At 71.8% G+C, this 19,326-nt stretch carries 16 protein-coding genes; 7 read left to right on the plus strand and 9 right to left on the minus strand.

Features of this window, described 5'->3' with window-relative positions; genetic code table 11:
- The first annotated feature begins 122 nt into the window (after positions 1-122).
- The 4 genes from fumC (at position 123) to BGO45_RS07035 (ending at position 5,237) form a co-directional block, all read left to right on the plus strand.
- Positions 123-1,523 carry a class II fumarate hydratase gene (gene fumC, locus BGO45_RS07020; protein WP_366515026.1) on the plus strand — a complete coding sequence of 467 codons (1,401 nt, stop codon included), beginning with the start codon at positions 123-125 and terminating at the stop codon, positions 1,521-1,523.
- A gap of 16 nt (positions 1,524-1,539) precedes the next feature.
- On the plus strand, positions 1,540-2,370 hold the full coding sequence (locus tag BGO45_RS07025) for an MIP/aquaporin family protein (RefSeq protein WP_292692122.1): 831 nt from the start codon (positions 1,540-1,542) through the stop codon (positions 2,368-2,370).
- Between the two features lie 7 nt (positions 2,371-2,377).
- The gene (locus BGO45_RS07030) at positions 2,378-2,644 is read left to right on the plus strand and encodes a hypothetical protein (RefSeq protein ID WP_292692124.1); all 267 of its coding nucleotides are present in this window, start codon (positions 2,378-2,380) and stop codon (positions 2,642-2,644) included.
- A gap of 151 nt (positions 2,645-2,795) precedes the next feature.
- Positions 2,796-5,237, plus strand: a complete 2,442-nt coding sequence (locus tag BGO45_RS07035; protein ID WP_292692126.1) for a hypothetical protein — start codon at positions 2,796-2,798, stop codon at positions 5,235-5,237.
- A 207-nt stretch (positions 5,238-5,444) separates the two neighbouring features.
- Here the strand turns inward: BGO45_RS07035 and BGO45_RS07040 are convergent, their stop codons facing one another.
- The 6 genes from BGO45_RS07040 to BGO45_RS07065 form a co-directional block, all read right to left on the minus strand.
- Positions 5,445-6,440: a hydroxyacid dehydrogenase gene (locus BGO45_RS07040; RefSeq protein ID WP_076495058.1), complete on the minus strand. Its 996-nt coding sequence runs from the start codon at positions 6,438-6,440 to the stop codon at positions 5,445-5,447.
- The gene (locus BGO45_RS07045; protein ID WP_292692128.1) at positions 6,437-9,664 is read right to left on the minus strand and encodes a glycoside hydrolase family 3 C-terminal domain-containing protein; all 3,228 of its coding nucleotides are present in this window, start codon (positions 9,662-9,664) and stop codon (positions 6,437-6,439) included. The genes BGO45_RS07040 and BGO45_RS07045 overlap by 4 nt, the downstream gene beginning before the upstream one ends.
- 152 nt (positions 9,665-9,816) lie before the next feature.
- A complete protein-coding gene (locus BGO45_RS07050) occupies positions 9,817-10,890 on the minus strand; it encodes a LacI family DNA-binding transcriptional regulator (protein WP_292692130.1) in 1,074 nt (357 codons plus the stop codon).
- A gap of 47 nt (positions 10,891-10,937) precedes the next feature.
- Positions 10,938-11,897 (minus strand): carbohydrate ABC transporter permease, encoded by a 960-nt coding sequence (locus BGO45_RS07055; protein ID WP_292692132.1) that lies wholly within the window; start codon positions 11,895-11,897, stop codon positions 10,938-10,940.
- On the minus strand, positions 11,890-12,837 hold the full coding sequence (locus BGO45_RS07060; RefSeq protein ID WP_292692134.1) for a carbohydrate ABC transporter permease: 948 nt from the start codon (positions 12,835-12,837) through the stop codon (positions 11,890-11,892). The genes BGO45_RS07055 and BGO45_RS07060 overlap by 8 nt, the downstream gene beginning before the upstream one ends.
- On the minus strand, positions 12,834-14,201 hold the full coding sequence (locus tag BGO45_RS07065; RefSeq protein ID WP_292692136.1) for an extracellular solute-binding protein: 1,368 nt from the start codon (positions 14,199-14,201) through the stop codon (positions 12,834-12,836). The genes BGO45_RS07060 and BGO45_RS07065 overlap by 4 nt, the downstream gene beginning before the upstream one ends.
- 176 nt (positions 14,202-14,377) lie before the next feature.
- On the opposite strand from BGO45_RS07065, the gene BGO45_RS07070 reads away from it, so the two are divergent.
- From BGO45_RS07070 to BGO45_RS07080, 3 genes are all read left to right on the plus strand, one after another.
- Positions 14,378-15,355 (plus strand): LacI family DNA-binding transcriptional regulator, encoded by a 978-nt coding sequence (locus BGO45_RS07070; RefSeq protein ID WP_292692919.1) that lies wholly within the window; start codon positions 14,378-14,380, stop codon positions 15,353-15,355.
- Positions 15,352-16,266, plus strand: coding sequence for an alpha/beta hydrolase (locus tag BGO45_RS07075; protein ID WP_292692138.1), 915 nt, complete (start codon positions 15,352-15,354; stop codon positions 16,264-16,266). Before BGO45_RS07070 ends, BGO45_RS07075 begins: the two co-directional genes overlap by 4 nt.
- Positions 16,267-16,327: 61 nt before the next feature.
- Positions 16,328-16,939, plus strand: coding sequence for a DUF1349 domain-containing protein (locus BGO45_RS07080; RefSeq protein WP_292692140.1), 612 nt, complete (start codon positions 16,328-16,330; stop codon positions 16,937-16,939).
- 30 nt (positions 16,940-16,969) lie between these two features.
- Here BGO45_RS07080 and BGO45_RS07085 read toward each other — a convergent pair whose 3' ends face one another.
- The 3 genes from BGO45_RS07085 to BGO45_RS07095 are packed head-to-tail and all read right to left on the minus strand — an operon-like array spanning position 16,970 to position 19,194.
- Positions 16,970-18,094 carry an NAD(P)-binding domain-containing protein gene (locus tag BGO45_RS07085; protein ID WP_292692142.1) on the minus strand — a complete coding sequence of 375 codons (1,125 nt, stop codon included), beginning with the start codon at positions 18,092-18,094 and terminating at the stop codon, positions 16,970-16,972.
- A 9-nt stretch (positions 18,095-18,103) separates the two neighbouring features.
- Complete coding sequence (locus BGO45_RS07090) at positions 18,104-18,718, minus strand: asparagine synthase (protein ID WP_292692143.1); 615 nt, start codon at positions 18,716-18,718, stop codon at positions 18,104-18,106.
- Between the two features lie 47 nt (positions 18,719-18,765).
- Positions 18,766-19,194: a YdeI/OmpD-associated family protein gene (locus tag BGO45_RS07095; protein ID WP_292692145.1), complete on the minus strand. Its 429-nt coding sequence runs from the start codon at positions 19,192-19,194 to the stop codon at positions 18,766-18,768.
- Positions 19,195-19,326: the final 132 nt, after the last annotated feature.

The raw sequence follows: 19,326 nt of genomic DNA on the forward strand, positions 1-19,326 counted from the left end.
CCGCCGTAGCTTCGGCCCGTGACGATCCGATCGGGTCGCCGGGCACGCGAGAGAGAGGAATCCCCCCGATGAGCACCACGACCGCGCCGACCTACCAGGACGTTCCCATCGGCCTGGATGCCATCGGCACCCGCACCGAATTCGACAGCATGGGCGAGGTGGAGGTGCCCGCCGAGCACTACTGGGGTGCACAGACCCAGCGCTCCCTGCAGCACTTCTCGATCGGGCACGACCACATGCCGATCGAGGTCTATCGCGCGTACGGGGTGGTGAAGAAGGCCGCCGCGCTCGTCAATCAGCGGGCCGGCCGCCTGCCGGACTGGAAGGCGAAGGTCATCGTCCAAGCCGCGGAGGAGACGATCGCCGGTCGGCTCGACGCCGAATTCCCGCTCTACGTGTGGCAGACCGGATCGGGCACGCAGAGCAACATGAACGTGAACGAGGTCATCTCCAACCGTGGCATCCAGCTGCTCGGCGGGGTTCTGGGAAGCCAGGTCCCCATCGGACCCAACGACGACGTGAACATGGGCCAATCCAGCAACGACTCGTTCCCCACGGCCATGCACATCGCCGCGATCACCGAGATCGACGAACGGCTCCTGCCGCGCCTGCGGGCCCTGCACCGCGAGATCGCCCGCAAGTCGGCGGAGTGGATGTCGGTCGTGAAGATCGGCCGCACCCACCTCGAGGACGCGGTGCCCCTGACGGTCGGGCAGGAATGGTCGGGCTACGCCGCCCAACTCGAGGAGTGCATCCGCGAGATCGTGCACGCCCGGGAGGGGCTGCTGCGTCTGGCCCTCGGCGGGACGGCGGTGGGCACCGGCCTGAACGCGCCCGCGGGGTTCTCGGAGAACGTCGCCGCCGAGATCGCCTCGCTCACCGGGAAGAAATACATCACGAACCCGAACAAGTTCGAGGCGCAGGGATCGCTGGATGCCATGGTGCGGGCGCACGGAGCCCTCCGGGGCGTCGCCGTCGCGCTCATGAAGATCGCGAATGACATGCGGTGGCTGGCATCCGGTCCGCGCTGCGGTCTCGGCGAACTGCTGCTGCCGCAGAACGAGCCGGGATCGTCGATCATGCCGGGCAAGGTCAACCCGACCCAGTGCGAGGCCATCGTGATGATCTCGATCCAGGTGATCGGCGACGACTCGGCGGTCGCGTTCGCCGGGTCCCAGGGCAACTTCGAACTCAACGCGATGCGCCCCATCATCATCAACAACTTCCTGCACTCGGCGCGGATCCTCGGCGACGGATGCGAGAAGTTCCTCACCTACTCGGTCGAGGGCACGCAGCTGAACCGCCCGAAGATCGAGGAGTACGTCGGCGACAGCGTCATGCTCGTCACCGCGCTGAGCCCGGTCATCGGCTACCAGAACGCCGCGCACATCGCCGAGCACGCCATCGCCTCGGGCACGACGCTGCGGGAGGCGGCGCTGGCCTCCGGCAAGGTCACCGCCGAGCAGTTCGACGCGGTCGTCGTGCCCGGCCACATGGTCGGCTCCGGCGTCGGCGGGGCTTGAGGCGAGGCACGCGGACATGGCCACCTCCACGAACACCGCGCACCGCCGCGAGATCGGCAAGGAGGCGTTCATCGCCTCGATCGGCGGACAGCGCGCCTACGCCGACTGGACCAACCCCCGTCACCGGGCCCGCCGCCTGATGTCGGAGGCGATCGGTGTCGGCGGACTGACGTTCATCCTGTCCGGAGGTGCCGCGATCATCACGCGCTGGGGCGGCCCGGCGGGCGGGTGGCAGCTCGCGCTGGTGCTCTCGGCCGTGTCCGGCCTGTGGCTCATGGTCGCGGTGTTCTTCCTGGGCGACATCTCGGCGCACTTCGACCCCGCGGTGACCTTCGCCTTCGCCCTGCGCGGTGACATCGGCTGGGTGATGGCGCTGTTCTACTGGCTCGTGCAGGCGGCGGCCGCCTGCGCGGGTTCCCTACTGGCGAGGTTCTTCGCCGGCGACGGCGGCAACCTCGCCGCCACCCGACCTCAGCCGGGCATGGAGTGGCAGGCCGCGGCCTTCGAGGCCGTCCTGACGTGCGGGCTCGTGCTCCTCGTGCTGAACATGGCGAACGGCCCGAAGCTGAACGGGCCGTTCGTCCCGCTCGCGGTCGGCGGCTACATCATCGCGTGGGGCACCATGGGCGGCCCGTTCGAGGGGGCGTCGATGAACCCGGCCCGCAGCCTCGGTCCGGCCGTCGCGACGGGCGACTTCACGGGCTACTGGGCGTACGTCGTCGGACCCCTCGCGGGCGCACTCCTCGCCGTCGGCATCGCGCGGATCCTCCGGGGCCCCGCCTCAGCGAGCGAGGCGCAGGCCGCGCAAGGCGTGCCGCTCGAGCGTCACCAGGAGGACCAGGGATGAGGAGCGGATGCCGGTGACCGAGGCATCCGCTCCGTCACCGCCGTCGGTGCACCTGCGCGCCCTCGTCACCTGGTGCGTCATCTTCCCGGAGGTGGCGCTGGTGAACGTGCTGCTGTCCCCGTCGGCGAACGTTCTGGAGACCGTCGGCCGCTCGGCGCTGGTGACCGTGATCGTCGTTCCGCCGGCGGTCTACGTTTTCGTCCCGCGGATCCTCGCCGGTGCGGCGCGTCTGGCCGCGGGCCGCGCCCGCAGGACCCCACCGCCCCCGGCCTGACCGCGGCGTGGGTCGCCGAGATCTGTCGCCTCCGCGCGCCGCGCGGCGACGAATCTCGGCGACTCAGGCTCGCGGATCTCTTGACCCACGGCGCGTGTTCGCGCTAGTTTGCGCAACAAATCCTCATTGTTTCTGCGACTAAGGACTTGATGTGACAGAGCCGTCCCTTCCCCTTCCCCGTCGTGACTTCTCGCGGCGCTCCATGCTGCTCGGGTCGCTCGTCGGCGCCGTCGCGGCCGGCGCCGCGCTCGGCGGCGGCCTGAACCGCCCCGCCCTGGGCACCGTCCCCGCCGCCGGCGGGCTCATCGACCCGGCCCTCGCGGGCGTTCACCCGCGCCTGATCCTCGGCACGCGGGTGTCGCTGACCGAGCTCGCCCGCCGCGCCGCCGCGCCCGCCTACGCCCCGTTCGTGAACAGCCTGATCAGCTACGCCAACGGCCGCGCGGCCCTCCCAACGATCACCGGCAACGGCGACGACGGGCAGTGGCAGACCGTGTACTGGACCCTGCCCGAGCTCGCGATGGCGTACCTCATCACCGGCAACTCGACCTATTCGACGAAGCTGCGGAACTGGACGCTGTACGTCTGCGACCCGGCCACACGGCCGCAATGGGGCGGGGAGAACGGCGGGTCGATGGGTGCCGCCGCCGGCCTCATCGGCGTGTCCATCGCCTACGACTGGTGCTACGACCTCTTCTCCCCCGCCGAGCGCGCCACCATCCGCGACAAGCTCGCCCTGCAGGCCGACCGCCTGATCGAACAGTTCGGCAACACTTCGGTCGCGACGGATGCCTACTGGAAGAACGACCCGCAACCCAACCACCGCCACTTCCGCGTCGACGGCATCACCGCGGCCGCCGCCGCGATCCACGGCGACGGGGCGTCCGACACCGGAGAGAGCGACGACTACCGCCTCGAGTTCGCGCGCTCCCAGCTGCGTCACGTCCTGACCTGGATCTCGCCCGACGGGTCGCAGCACGAGAGCATCACGTACGCGAACTACGGCAACGAGCACATCGTCCGCGCGGTCGACATCTTCGACGGGATCGGCGGGGGCGACCTGTGGGCGGAGCCCGAGCTCCCCGGCATGGCCTCGTTCAAGGTCGACATGTCACTGCCGGGCTACCCCGCGCAGTTCTGGTACGGCGACACCGACGGCAGCCAGTACTACTTCAACCCGTTCCTGTGGCGGATCGCGGGCAAGTACGGCGACGAGCAGGTCCAGGACTTCCTGCATCGGCTGTACACCTCGGGGTCCGCCGGTGCGACGTCGTTCTTCTACAACGCGTGGAATCTGCTGTGGTTCGACGACTCCCTCGCCGCCACGGGGCTCGACGACCGGCCGACCACACGCCTGTACAGCGACCTGGGGGTCGTGGCATCCCGGTCCGGATGGGCGAGCACCGACGTCTCGCTGCACGTGAAGGCCGGCGTCATGGGCGGTCGGCGCCTGAACCAGTGGCGCGACCGCCTCGGCCCCAACGCCACCTACATCAACGTCGGCCACGACCACCCCGACGGCGGCCACTTCAGCATGTCGTTCGGCGGAGCCGTCTTCGGCTCCTACGCCCCCTACGGCGCTTACCTCACGAAGCAGACGAACGCGATCGTCGCCGGAAGCGATGTGGGGCAGGCCGGCGAACGGGGGACCGGCTTCATGCAGCCCTACACGGACATGCGCGATCGCGCGTCGATCCCCGCGGTGTGCAGTCTCGGCGACGACACGATCATCGCGGCCGACGTCACGGGGCTGTACGCCGCGCCGAGCACCTCCGGGATCACGCGGGCGCGTCGGACGATCGCGTTCCTCGACCGGCAGACCGCCGTGATCGTCGACGACGTGACGGCCGGGACCGCGAAGGACATCCACTCGCTCTTCCACAGCAAGGGCACCGTGACCGACGTCACCGGCGGGTCGGACATCGCCCAGACGATCGGCTCGAGCACCGTGACCGCGCGCTACCTGCAGGCCTCGCCCGACAGCGGCGCGACGTACTCGCACGCGGCCGACACACTGGCGGTGCTCGGCACGACGTGGCGGTCGACCGTCCCCTCGACCACCGCGGCCCACTTCGCGGCGGCTCTCGTGCCGCAGCGGTCCGCCGCCGACGCCGCGACGCTCACGTCGGCGACGGCCAGCGGGCAGCTGAGCGCCGACCTCACGCGCCCGGGACGGATCGACACGGTGGCCGTCGCGACGACCACCGACGGCCGCGGCAGCCTCTCGACGCCGGGCGCCCAGGCGGACGCGCGCGCGCTCGTCGTCCGCCGCGCCTCCTCCTCGGCCGACCCGAGCGTCCTGACCGTCGTGGATGCCGCGTCCGCCGTCGTGGCGGGAGTCAGCGTGGCCGTCCAGGGCGGTCGCCGGAACCTCCGCCTCGAGGTCGAGACGAGCGACATCCGCATCTCGCTCGTCGGCGTGCTGCCGGACGACCTGCCGGGGGCCGACCTCGTGGTCGGGCAGCTCACACCCGGGGCGATCGACGTCACCGTCGACGGGACGGTCCGTCACCTCACGGTGGGCGGCGACGGGAAGGTCACGGTCACGCTCACCCCGGCCGACCGGCACGAGGTCCTCGTCCCGCGCCCCTGACGCCACAGACCGGAGCTCCCGCCCGCGCCCGACAGGGGTGCGCGGGCGGGAGTTCCCTCTGAGGGCGACGGATGCCGTGAGCCGAGCAGTCCCCTCAGCGATAAACGCGATCCGCGGCGGGAAACGCGACGTCGCGCCGTTTCCCGCCGTCGATCGCGTTTATCGGTGAAGGAGGTGGGGCGTGGGCGGGCCGCGCGGGACCCGGCCTCAGGCCAGCGTCGGCAGCAGCCCCGGATCGACCGCGCCGGTGAGGGGCTGGCCGGCGCGATAGCGCTGCACCTCATCGAGGATGAACGCCCCCATCTCGCCGATCTCGCTCCCCTGGACGCCCGCGGCGTGCGGTGTGCACACGACGTTCGGGAGGCTCAGCAGGATGTCTCCCGGCGCCAGCGGCTCGGGTTCGGTCACGTCGAGGACGGCGTCCAGGCGTCCGCTGAGACATTCGGCGCGGAGGGCATCGTGGTCGAGAAGGGCTCCGCGCGCGGTGTTGATGAGTGTCGCGCCGTCGGGCAGCAGCGCGAGACGCCGCGCGTCGATCATGCCGCGCGTGCCGGGGAGGCTCGGCGCATGAAGCGTGAGAATGTCGCTGTGGGCGCACAGCTCGTCGAGCTCGAGCTGCCGCGCGCCCATCGCCCGCACGACGGCGGGGTCGACGACGGGGTCGTACACGGCGACGTCCCAGCCGTCGGCGACGAGCCGCTGGATCACCCCGCGACCGATCGCGGACGCCCCCACGACGCCGATCCGCAGGCCGAAACGTCCGCGGCGTCCGCGCACCGGCGGGAACCCCCCGAGCCGGTACTCCTGCGCGAGGGGCAGCGCACGATGGGCGCTCAGCATCACCATGGCGACCGTGTAGTCGATGACCGGGGCGGCACCGACCCGCACGGCCGAGGTCACATCGAGTCCCCGGCGCCACGCGGCATCGCCCACCACGTTCTTCACCGATCCGGCGGCGTGGAAGATCCCGCGGAGCCGGGGCGCGCGGGCGAGGAGGTCGTCGTCCACGTGGATCGCCCCCCAGCTGGTGAGGAGGAGCTCGGCCTCCGGCAGGTGCTCGGCGACCGGGTCGTCGAGGGAGTGCAGTGGCCGGTCGTCGAGCAGGTCGACGGTGCGGTGGAGTGCGTCCCGCAGGCGCGGCGGGAAGACCTCGGGAACGACGTCCTCCCACATCGACAGCAGGACACGAGGACGCCGGGTCATGCGCCGGCCCCCGTCACGATGCTGCCGAGGGAGGCACCCACGAGGGGCTGGACCCGCCCGCTCCAGCGGACGTCGTCGGCCGAGAAACCGAGCGACACGGTGAACTCCCCGGGCTCCGTCGTCCACGCGCCCGCGGCCGGAGACCAGTGCGCGAACGCGCGCGGCGGGATCTCGATCCGCACCGTGCTGCGCACGCCCGCGTCCGCCTCGACCGCGGCGAACGCCGCCAGCCACAGCGGCGGTCGATGCACGGCGGATTCGCCGCGGGACAGGTACACCTGGAGGACGTGCCGTCCACGGCGACGACCGGTGTTGGTGAGGTCCGCAACGAGGAAGAGACGGTCACGGCCCTCCTCCACGCGCACGGCACCGAGCGCCCACGCCGTGTACCCGAGTCCGTGCCCGAACGGGTAAGCGGGTGCCGCGTCCGCGGTCGCCCACGCGCGGTACCCGATGTTCAGGCCCTCCCGATAGCTCAGGATGCCGTCGCGCGGCACCACGTCCGAGACCGGGGCGTCCTCGAGGCGCGCGGGCCACGTGGTGGGGAGGCGTCCGCCGGGTTCTTCGCGGCCGAGCAGGACGTCCGCGAGCGCCGCGCCGAGCTCCTGCCCGCCGAACCACGTCAGCAGCACCGCCGCCGCGTCGTGACGCCAGGGCATCTCGACCGGCGCGCCCGCGGCCACGACGACGACCGTGCGTGGGTGGGCCGCGAGGACGGCGGCGACGAGGGCGTCCTGCTCGGGCGGCAGCGTCAGGTCGGTGCGGTCGTGCCCCTCGGACTCTCCTCCGGCGGGTGTGCCGACGCACACGATCGCGACGTCCGCCTCCCGCGCCGCGGCGACGGCGGCCTCGAGCGCGGACGCGGGATCGACCGCGTACGCGCGGCCGAGGCGGACGTCGAGGATCCGCAGCGGCAGGTCCTCCGGCGCCTCCGCCGAGACGCGGACGCGGATCGCCCGCCCCGCGACGACGTCGATCGCGACGCCGAGCGGGTCGGTGTGCGCGATGTGCGCCCCCTCGACGCGCGCTCCGCCGTCCGCGGCGGCGACGGGGACGCCGTCGATCGAGAGGGTGCCCGCGGCCGGGACGTCGATCCCCAGGCGCAGGAGCCCCGAATGCGGCGGCACGACGTCGAACTCGATCTCCAACCGACGTGCGGCGTCGGGCAGGTCGCCCAGCCAGATCACGCGCGCGGTCTCCCGCCGCTCGTCCGAGAGCACGGCGCCGTCGCCGTCGAACAGCCGCGCGCGCACGGCGCCGACGGTCCCGTCGGGTGCACGCAGCTCGTCGGCCTCGAACGGCTCCACCCGATCGGACGCGGTCCCGTCGACGACGGTGAGATGGATGCCGGGCTCCGCCGCGAGCGCCTCGGCCGGTGTCGACACGCGCACGGGGAACACCTCGGAGCTCCCGCCGCCCTGCACGCGCGGACGCGTCGCGCCCGGCCCGAGAAGGGCCACGCGCAGCGGCGCGTCGGGCGTCCCGGCGAGGGGAAGGATGCCGTCGTTCTGCAGCAGCACGGCGCCCCGCGTCAGCACCGTGCGCGCCGGGCCGCCGGGGTCGACCGACGAGAGCCGCGGCCGGAGTCCACCGCCGAGCGCGCCGGTGCGCTCGGCGAGACGCAGGATGCGCCGGACCTTCTCGTCGAGGATCGCCTCGGGCACGTCGCCCGCCTCGACGGCGGCGCGGAGCGCTGCGCCCCATGCGCCGCGCGGCCCGGGCATCTCGAGGTGCTGCCCCGCCGCCGCGGCGGCGACCGACCGCACCGCGGACCAGTCCGAGACGACCACGCCGTCGAATCCCCACGCGCTGACGAGCGGGTCGTCCAGGAGACGGTTCTCGCTCATCGTGACCCCGTCCACGGCGTTGTACGCGCTCATGATCGCCCCCGCCCCCGCCTCCAGGGCGACGCGGAAGGGTTCGAGGTAGAGCTCGTGGAGCGTGCGCTCATCGGCATCCACGGACACCGTCATGCGCTCGGTCTCGGAGTCGCCGAGCACGTAGTGCTTGGGGCAGGCGACCACCTCGCCGTCCTGCAGACCCCGGACGTACCCGGCGGCGATCTCTCCCGAGAGCACCGGGTCCTCGGAGAACGACTCGAACGTCCGGCCCCCGAGCGGGCTGCGGTGGAGGTTGACGGTGGGTCCGAGGACGACGTCGACGCCGTGGCGCACCGCTTCGTCCGCCACGGCGCGTCCCGCGTCGCGCGCGAGCGCGGGATCCCACGTCGCCGCGAGGGCGCCGGCGGACGGGAACACGACGGACGGCTGCCGCTCGTCCATCGTCGGGCCGCGCAGCCCGACCGGTCCGTCCGAGAGCACGAGGGGCCGGAGGCCGATGCGCGGCACGGCGGCGGTGGACCAGAAGTCGCGGCCCGTGACGAGCGTGATCTTCTCGTCGAGCGTCAGGGCGGCGAGCGCCCCCTCGACGCCGACGACCGGCATCCGCTCGGGCACGGGATGCGCGTCGAGCCATGCGGTGGCGGCGGCGAGCGCGTCCCGGAGGGGCGGGAGCTCGGGATGCCACCGGCGCTCCCACTCGAGGCTGAGATGGCCGTCGTATCCGCGGGCGTCGAGCTGCAGCAGGATCTCGTCGAGCGGGATGCCACCCGCACCGGGCAGCACGGGACGTCCGTCGCCGCGTCCGACGACATCCTTCACCTGCACGTGCCGCAGCCACGGCGCGAGGAGCGCGATCGTCGTCGAGACGGGCTCCCCCGCGACCCACGGGTGCGCGATGTCCCAGATCGCGCCGACGTGCTCGTCGTCGACGGCGTCGAGGACCCGCGCCACGGCGAGGCCGGTCGGGTGCGAGTCGTGGGTCTCGAGCCAGAGGTCCACCCCGGTCTCGCGCGCGACGCCGGCCGCCGCGCGCAGTCGGCGCACCAGGACGGCATCGTCCGCGCCGCCGGGGAACACGCGGATCGCCGGGAAGCCGAGGTCGCGGGCGAGGTCGGCCTCCGCGCGGAGGCGCGCCCGCACATCGGCATCCGTCGCGGCGGGGTCGGCGACGTTCACGTAGGTGGCGAGGCATACGCGATCGACCTCGGCGAGGACGGCACGGGCGTCCGCGCGCTGCGCGGCGGAGAGATGGACGTTCACGGCACGGTCGTCGGCGGAGCCGACCTCGACGCCGGTCCAGCCGGACTCCATCGCCAGGGCGACCACCTCGACGAGGGAGGCCTCGCTCATCCCGAGCGTGGAGAAAGCGCGTCGTCGCATCATCGAGGACTCCTTCGGCTGGCGGCGAGACAGCAACAATGCTGCTCTCGCGTAGCAACATTACAGAAACAAGTTGCTAGCGCAAGCGAACACGGGCCACGAAACGGCAACGAGCCCCGCCGAGACGGCGGGGCTCGTGTCCGAGAGAAAGGGTGTCAGCGGCGCGGCGCCGCCACCGAATCGCGCACGACGACGTGCGTGCCGAGCTCGACGACCGAACCGGCGTGGCCGGGGAGCGGCTTCTCCACGGCGAGGCGCGCGGCCTCCCACCCCAGATCGAACACCGGCAGGTGCACCGTCGTGAGCGGCGGGTGCAGGCGCTGCGCGACGCGGTCGTCGTCATAGCCGACGACCGACATGTCCTCGGGCACCGACAGCCCGGCATCCGTCAGCGCCCGTACCACGTCAAGGGCGTGGAAGTCGCTGTTGGCGACGATCGCCGTCACGTCGGGATGCTCGCGCAGCAGCGCGACGGTGTGGGCGTACGCCTGATCGGGCGCGGGGCTCCGGCGCGACCGCCGCGGCGACGGGTCGGTGTAGACGGCCGCCGGGTCCAGCCCGTGGGCCGCGAGCGCGGCGCGCATGCCCGCGATACGGCCCTCGGTCGTGGAGTACTCCTCGACGCCGCCGACCCAGGCGACGCGCGTGTGTCCGCGCGAGAGAAGGTGGCTCGTGATCGCGAACGCCCCGCCGGTGTTGTCGTACCCCGCCGCGAGCGCACGATCCGCGGGGATCGGACCCGGGCGTGCGCACATCACCAGGCGCGCGTCGATCTCCTCGAGCATCGTCGCGTAGTCACCCAGCCGGTCGGCGTAGTCGGCCGACGCGTAGACGCCGCCGACGAAGACCACGGCATCCAATTCGCGTTGGCGGGCGACGAGACGGACGATGTCGCGTTCGCGATCGACGTCCCCCTCGGTCGGGAAGATCATGCTGATGCGCCCGTGCTCGACGGCCGCGGCGTCGATACCGCCCAGCACCCCCGAGACCAGCGACGAGCGCACGTCGGGGACGATGACGCCGATGGTCCGGGTCGCCTCACGACGGCGGGCGCGGGCCTCGGAGTACCCGAGCTCGCGCATCGCGGCGACCACGCGCCCGCGGGTCGCCTCGGCGATCGGGTACGTCCCCGACAGCACGCGGGATGCCGTCGACACCGACACCCCGGCCAGCGCGGCGACCTCGCGGAGATTCGCCCGTCGTGCGCCCGTGTCGTCCGGCGCACTCATCGGATCTCGCGCTCCATACCTCCGAAGATAGCTCAGGGCCGTCTCCGTCAGCCCTTGATGCCGTTGGCCATGCCGACCGAGCGCAGGAACTGCCGCTGGAACAGCAGGAACAGCCCGATCGGGACGACCATCGACAGGAACAGCGCGGCCATCATCACCGAGTACTCCAGCGCGGGCTCGATCCGCGGCAGCGCGACCGAGATCGGCTGAACCCCCGGGTCCTGGAGCACCAGCAGCGGCCACAGGTACTCCTTGTACGCCGCGACGGCGCTCAGCAGCGCCAGCACCGACAGGATCGGACGCGACAGCGGGATGACGAGCGACCAGAGCACCCGTACGGGACCGGCGCCGTCGATGCGCGCCGCCTCGATGAGCTCGCGGGGGATGGAGTCGAAGAAGCGCTTGGCGAGCACGAGCGAGAAGGCGCTCGCCCCGGCCGGCAGCCAGACCGCCCACATCGTGTTGAGGAGGCTGATCCCGAGACCGGGCAGATCCAGCACCGTCAGATAGAGGGGCACGAGGGAGACGATCCCGGGGATGAACAGCGTCGCGAGCACCGCCCAGTAGACGACGTCACCCCACCGCGGCCGGAGGATCGACAGCGTGTAGGCGCCGGTCACGCAGACGAACAGGGTGACGGCCGCGCTCCCGAGCGCCATCAGGAGGGTGTTCAGCAGGTAGCGCCAGATCCCGAGGTCGTTCCAGACCACGGCGTAGTTCGACCAGTCGAAGACCGAGGGGATCAGCGTCAGAGGGTCGGTCACGAGCTCGGTGGTCGTGGAGACCGATGCCTTCGCGAGCCACACCAGCGGAAGCACGGCCGCGACGATCAGGCCGACGAGCACGACCGCCTGGACGATCCGCAACGACCAGCGCACGACGGGGCGCCGGCGGTCGCCCCAGGAGGAGACCGAACGGACGACCTCTTCCGGGTCGTCGTCGCGGCGGAGGCGTCGCCGCGCCGTCGGAGCCGCGGGCGGCTGGGTCAGGGTGTAGGTGTCAGTCATTCTCGTTGAGCCTCCGCGTCGAGAACTGGAAGACGATCGAGACGATCGCCAGGACCGCGGCGAGCATCACGCTGAGCGCGGCCGCCGCGCCGTAGTTCGAGTTCACGAAGCCGTATTGATAGATGAGCATCAGGATCGAGATCGATGCGTTGTTCGGGCCGCCGCCGGTGAGGAGCTTCGGCTCGTTGAACACCTGCATGGTTCCGATCAGCTGCAGAAGGATGAGGACGAGGATGACGCCGCGGATCTGCGGCAACGTCACGTGCCACACCCGGCTCCACACGCCCGCCCCGTCGAGCTCGGCCGCTTCGTAGAGGTCGGGCCGGACGCCGCCGAGCGCGGCGAGATAGATGATGACCGACGTGCCGGCACCCGCCCAGGTCGCCGCGAGCACCATGGAGGGGATGACGAGCTGCTCGGAGTCCAGCCACGCGAGGGGTCCGAGCCCCACCGTGCCGAGCAGCGAGTTCAGCAACCCGCTCGGACCGGGCATGTAGAGGACCTTCCACAACAGGATGGCCACGACCGGGGGGATCACGACGGGGAGATAGGCGAGCGCGCTGTAGAGACCCTTCCATCGGCGCAGCTCCGACATCACCACGGCGAGCGCGAGCGGCAACGGGGCGCCCACCAGCAGCCCGATCGCGGTGAAGAGCACCGTGTTGAGGATCGCCCGGGGCAGCACCGGGTCGGTCAGCACGTACTCGAAGTTGTGCAGGCCCACCCAGCTGCTGGTGAGGAAGTTCGTCTTCTGGAACGACAGCACGAGGCCCCGCACGATCGGGCCCCAGGAGAAGTAGGCGAAGACGAGGACCAGCGGTGCGCCGAAGGCGAGGGACCACAGTCCCCCGCTCCGCACCCAGCGCTGCACACGCGGGAGGAGGCCCCCGCGCGCCTCGCGCGCGGGGACCCCGACCGGTACCGAGAGGACTCGAGTCACTGCGAGATGATCCGTTCGATGCGGGAAGCGGCATCCTTCACGAGCGGCTCGATCGGCGTCGAAGGATCGGTCAGCACCGCCTGCACGGTCGACGCCAGGTCGGCGTAGACCTCCTGCGCCCGGGTCGCGGGCTCGGGGATCAGCGGGATCTTCGTGAGCGAGTCGGTGTAGCTCGTGAAGTGCGACGCATCGACGTTGGTGTCGTCCGCGATCCACTCGCGGTACTGGGTGTAGGCGTCGGCGCTGAGGGGCGACAGTCCGGGGAGGCCGACGATGCCGCCGTCCGTGATCACGGCCTGGGCGTTCGCGACGGCCGTGTCCTTGCTGGTGAACTTGCCGAAGTAGTAGAAGTCGACCCACTTGGCGGCGGCGAGCAGCTGCTCGGGCGTCGACTTCGGGTTCGTCATCTGCACCGTGCCGCCCAGGGGCGTGCCCGACGGAGTGCTGCTGCCCTGCGGAAGGTGCGAGGCGCCGATGACCGACAGATCCATGTCGTACACGTTGTTGAGCCACTCGTACGACGCCACGGGAGCGACGAACATGCCCGCGCGGCCGGCGGCGAACTCCTGCATGATCGTCTTGAGGTCCATGATCACGGACGATCCCATGGACTTGTCGGTGGAGAACATGTCGCGCAGACCCTGGAGCGCCGCGATCGATGCGGGGTCGTCGATCGTGACCGCGTCACCGGCCGGGTTCTCGATGGACCCGCCGCGCGAGTACACCGACGCGGTGTAGATCCAGCCCGCCTGCCCCTCCTGCGTGATCTGCAGGTAGCCGGGGTTGCCCGTGGCCTTGGTGATGGCCTTGGCCGCGGTGCGGACCTCGTCCCACGTGGTCGGCGGCTTGTCCGGGTCGAGGCCGGCCTTGGTGAAGAGGTCGCGGTTGTACATGAGGGCGACGGTGTCGACGGTCGTCGGGATGCCGTACGTCCTGCCGTCGGCCTGTGCGGGCTTGAGCGTGTCGGGGTTGAGTCGGTCCAGCAGTCCGAGCTGGTTCACGACGTCGGTGAGGTCGGCGACCTGGCCGTTGGCGATCACCTGCTGCGTGTTGGTGAACGGCACTCCCATGACCGTCGGCATGGTGCCGCCGGCGACGAGGGCGGAGAACGACCCGTTGTCCCAGCGCGTCTCGCTGGGTTCGATCGTGATGTTCGGGTTCGCCTTCTCGAACTGGTCGACGGCGTCGAGGAAGCCCTTGCGCGCCGCCTCCGCCTTCGTGCTGGGCAGGTCGCCGACGGTGATGGTGACGCTGGCGCTGGGATCGATGGCCGGCTGCTGCTGCCCGCCGGCGCACCCCGTGGCGGACACGGCGAGCGCGCCCACGACGATCGCGCCGAAACCGACGCGGGTACGGAGATTCATCATTGAAACCTCGAGCTCTCTCTAGTGCTGGATCGGATCTGCGGATCGCGACGCTGCGATGCTAGTTGAAATATTTCAATTCATGCAAGGATGAACATGGAGATCCACACGAGCCACAATGGATCCCAGCCACCAAGGAAGGAGGGCGAGCGATGGCAGACCAGGACTTTCCGTCGATGCACGACGTAGCCCGCGTCGCAGGCGTATCGATCGGGACGGTTTCCAACGTCTTGAACAAGCCTGAAATCGTGGCCCCACCGACGCTGCGCCGCGTCCGGTCCGCGATCGACGAACTCGGGTGGCGACCGACCGGACGCGGGCGACGCGCACCGGCGGGTCCGGACCTGGTCGGCGTCGTCCTCGCGGGCGCGGAACCGCACCGCGCCGCACTCCTGGACGGAATCCGTCGCCGGCTGGCGCTGGGCGGCGCACACCCGCTCGTCACCTTCCCCACCGACGAGCCCACCGGGCTCGACGACGCGGTGCGCGCCCTCGAGCGGGCCGGTGTCCGCGGCATCCTGATCGAACTGACCGCCGGAGCCGAACCCGTCGCCGTGCAGGCCGCGGAACGCGGTGTCTCGGTGACCGTGATCGGTTCGCCCGCCACGTCCGAGCTGAGTTCCGTCGCCGTCGACGACGAGGCCGCCGTCGCCCTGGCGGTCGCGCACGCCCTCGACGACGGGCGGCGGCGGATCGTCCTCGTCCATCCGCCGCACGACAGGTCCGGCGCCGAGCTGCGGCGCACGGCGGCGCGCGCGGCGGTCCACGCGGCGGGGTTCGACCCGGCCGAGGTGCTCGTCGAGCACGACGCCTGGGGTCACGACGGCGCCGCCGGACGCGCGGCGGTGGAGTTCCTCGGGGAGCGCGGAATGAGCTTCGACGCGATCATCCTGCCGGACGATCGCACCGCCGCGGGAGCCTGGCGGCGACTGGCCGAGGACGGCGAGACGAACGGCGGTCGACGCCCCCTGGTGATCGCCGGCCAGGACTCGGAGGTGGCCGAGGCCCTCGGCATCCCGGGTATCCGGACGCCCCTGACGGCGATCGGCTACCAGGGCGCCGACATCCTGCTCGCCGAGCGGAAGGACCCCCGCCGCGCCCGCGTGCGACAGGTCTTCCCCGTGGAGTTCGTCGCGCGGGGGCCGCGTTCATGAGCCTGGACGCCGTCATGGCCCACGCACTGCGGGACGTGCTCGAATGGGACGACTACGCCCGCGCGGTCGCCGACCTGACGTCCGCCTACGTCCGCCCGCCGGTCGACGTGTCGGAGCATTCCGCCCCGGGGCCACGCGGACCCGTGCGGATACGCGTGTACCGCCCGCTCGAGGCCGCGACCGACGTACCGGGGCTCCTGTGGGTGCACGGGGGCGGCTTCACCGCCGGCGACATCGACATGGCCGAGTCCGACGTCGTGGCGCGCGAACTGGTCGCCCGGGCGGGCGCGGTCGTGGCGAGCGTCGACTACCGTCTCGCGGGCCCGGGGACACGGTTCCCCGCTCCGCTGGACGACGTCGACGCCGCGTGGACCTGGCTCCGCGGACGGGCCGAGGAGTTCGGCATCCACCCGGCACGCCTGAGCCTCGGCGGGTGCTCCGCCGGCGGCAACCTCGCCGCCGCGACGGCCTTCCGCCTCGTCGACCGGGGCGGTCCGCAGCCGGCCGCCCTGGTGCTCGGGTACCCGCTCCTGCACTTCCCCGTGCCCGGCGTCGAGATCGACGGGGTCGACGATCTGCCCGACATCCTGCGCTTCGGACTCGCCCGCGACATCGAGGTGATGCGCGCCTACGTCGGCCGCATCGACGACCTTCCCGTGGATGCCCTCCCGGGGAGCCGGAATCCGCGCGGCCTGCCCCGCACGCTCCTCGCCCTCAGCGAGATCGACGAGCTGCGCGGCTCGGGCGAACTGTTCGCGGTGCAGTTGGGGGACGCGGGGATCCCGGTGCGCGTCGAGGTCGCCGCGGGGATGCCGCACGGACACCTCAACATCCCGCCGATCGCGGCCCTCCCGGAGATCGACCGCACCCTCGACGCGATCGTGGACGTCCTCGGCGACACCGTCCCGTGAGTCTTCGCACCCGGCGGTGCGCCCCGGCTCGCGGGGAGCGCGGACCGGCCAGAATACGAGCATGCTCTCACTCGACGGCGTCCCTCTCGAACTGATCGACCTCGACGACGCCGGGTGGGCCGTCCACGACGGCGATCTGACCGTCCGCGCGCGGGCCCACAGCGATCTCTTCGTCGACCCGAGCGGCGGCGGGGCGACGGCGGCGGAGTCGCAGTCCAACGCCGTGCGTCTGCTCGGCGCGGCGCCCGACGGAGACTGGACCCTGTCGGCCGAGGTCTCCGTCGACTTCGCGGCCACCTTCGACGCGGGCGTGCTCCTGGTCTGGCTCGACGAGACCACCTGGGCGAAGCTGTGCTTCGAGCGCTCGCCCCAGGGGACGGCGATGGTCGTCTCGGTCGTCACGCGCGGCGTCTCCGACGATGCCAACTGCGCCACGATCGCCGCCGACCGCGTCGCGCTGCGTGTCGCGAAGGTGGGCGGCGTCTTCGCCTTCCACTACAGCCTGGACGGGACCGTGTGGCACTTCGTCCGCGCGTTCAGCCTCGGCGCCTCGCGCGACATTCTCCGGGTCGGTTTCGAGGCGCAGAGCCCGACCGGCGACGGATGCGACGCGCGATTCCGCGACGCGCGCTTCACGCGCCGCACCCTGGGCGACCTCCGCAGCGGCGAGTAGCACCGCTCCGCGTCGCCGCGCGGCGCCGCGTCAGGTCGTCCGCGCGGGCAGGAGCCGCTTCCGCAGCACGCGGACCGCGTCGCGGCCCGCGCGGTTGGCACCCACCGTGGACTGCGACGGACCGAATCCGATGAGGTGGACACGCGGCTCGTCGGCCACCTGGGTCCCCGTCATCCGGATCCCCCCGCGCGCGTTCCGGAGCCCGAGAGGGTCGAGGTGCCGCAGATCGGCCCGGAAGCCCGTCGCCCACAGGATCGCGTCGACGCGCGTCAGCCCGCCGCCGGCCTCCCGCACGCCGTCGGGCTCGATCGCGGTGAACATCGGGCGCCGCACGAGGGCGCCGCGCTCCCTCGCCGCGACGGCGTAGGGCAGCCACGCGAGATCCGTGTAGGAGACCACGCTGCCGGACGGGTTCCCCGCCTCGACGTCGGCGACGACCTTGGCGATGACCTCCCGGCCCGCCGTCTCGGGGGTGAACTCCCCCGCCCGGAACACCGGCTCCCGCCGGGTGTACCAGAACACCGTCGCGACCCGGGAGACCTCCTCCAACTGCTGCACCGCCGAGATGCCGCCGCCGACGATCGCCACGCGGAGACCCGCGAACTCGTCGAGCGAGACGTAGTCGCGCGTGTGCAGCTGCCTCCCGCGGAAGGTCTCCTGTCCGGGATAGTGCGGGAGCACCGGGTTGTTCCACGTGCCGGTCGCGTTGATCACCGCCCGCGTCTCCCACACCCCCGCGGTCGACTCCACGCGCAGGTCGCCGTCGGGGTCGACATCCGCTGAGCGCACCGCGGTCACGGTCACCGGGCGCAGGATCGGCGGCCGCAGGTGCTCCTCGTACGCGGCGAAGTACGCGGGCACCGCATCCCGGCTCGACGCGGTCGGATCGATCGGCGGCTTCGGGAAGCCGGGCAGATCGAAGATGCCGTTGACCGTCGACATCGTGAGAGACTCCCAGCGGTGCCGCCAGGCGCCGCCCGCCGCCGACTCGGCATCCAGCACCACGAACGAGGGGGCGTCGGGGTCGCGGGAGGGGTCCAGGGCGCTCACGAATCCGGCTCGGGCGAGGTGATGGGCGGCCGAGAGCCCCGCCTGCCCCGCACCGATCACCACGACGCTCGCCCGACGTCGCTCACCCGCGGAAATCGCCATCATCGGTTCGCGTCAGGCCGAGGTCGACTTCTTCTTCTTGGGCACCGGGGCCTCGGCCTCGTCGCCCGCGACCGCGGCCTGCTCCTTCGCGCGCTTCTTCGCCTGGGAGGCCAGGCGCGCGAGATCGACCATGCGCAGCGCATCCATGCGGGCGCGGCGCATGGTGGCGTAGTCGGGATCGGCGTCCGCCGTCATGCCCTCGACGTCCAGCCGCTGGGAGAGGTTCGCCTCGACGTCGCCCCACGCGGCCGCGCGGGCCGCGGCGACGAGGGCGTCGACGCGCACGGGATCGTCGGCGAACGCGCGCAGCTCCTTCGCGACCCCGTGCGACTGCCGGGCGCGACGGCGGAGGTTGCGCGTGTCGCGGTCGCGGTAGTCGTGCGTGCCCGACGAGTCGGAGAAGCGCCCCCACGCGCGCTTGCGCTGCTGGGTCACGCGATCCGCGGCCTGGTCCTGCTCGGTGGCGAGGGCACGCAGGGTCTCGCGGGCGAACTCCGCGAAGACCTCGCCGTCGAAGTGTCCCCCGCGGGCGATCGTCTCGACCAGGATGCGGTTGCGTACGGCGAGCCGCGCCGCGGCCGTCGCGATCGACAGCCCCTCGGCGATGGCATCCTTCGTCCGGCCCACACGACCTCCCTCTCCAGGCTATCGGTCGCGCCGTCGGTCGACGGCGGTCAGGACAGGGCGGTGACGATCTTCTGGATGCGACGGGCCCGCGTCTCGGCCGCCTTCGCCTCGCCCACGCTGCCCGCGTGCGCCTTGCGTGTGCTGGGTGCCAGCGCGTCGAACGCCGCCCGGACGCCCGCGGCGTCGAGCGCGGCGGCGAGGTCGTCGGGAAGCTCGACGATGCGCTCGGTGGTGTCGAGGGTCAGCTCGACCGTGATCGGGTCACCGCCCGCGAGTTTCGTGGCCTTCCGCTTGTCGGCCGAGAACGGGATGAGATGACGCCCGCCCATGACCGCGAGCGTGCTGGTGTAGACGTACCCGTTGACGTCGACCGTCACCGCGGCCCGTTTGCCGCCACCCAGTCCCTCGACCACCTCGGGGGGCACCTCGATGCCGGTGTTGTTGCCCATCTGGAACAGCGTCGTCTCGAACCTCATGCGGTGAGTGTGGCAGAGTCGCGCTTAGGTCAACAGCGCCGGAATGGCAATCCCCCCGACACGTCCCGTTCGTCTCCGTATGGTCGGATCCGTTGCGGAGGGCCTCGGAGAGTACTCGGGGGCCTTCTGTCG

The organism is Microbacterium sp. 71-36, assembly GCF_001898305.1.
Lineage (GTDB): Bacteria > Actinomycetota > Actinomycetes > Actinomycetales > Microbacteriaceae > Microbacterium.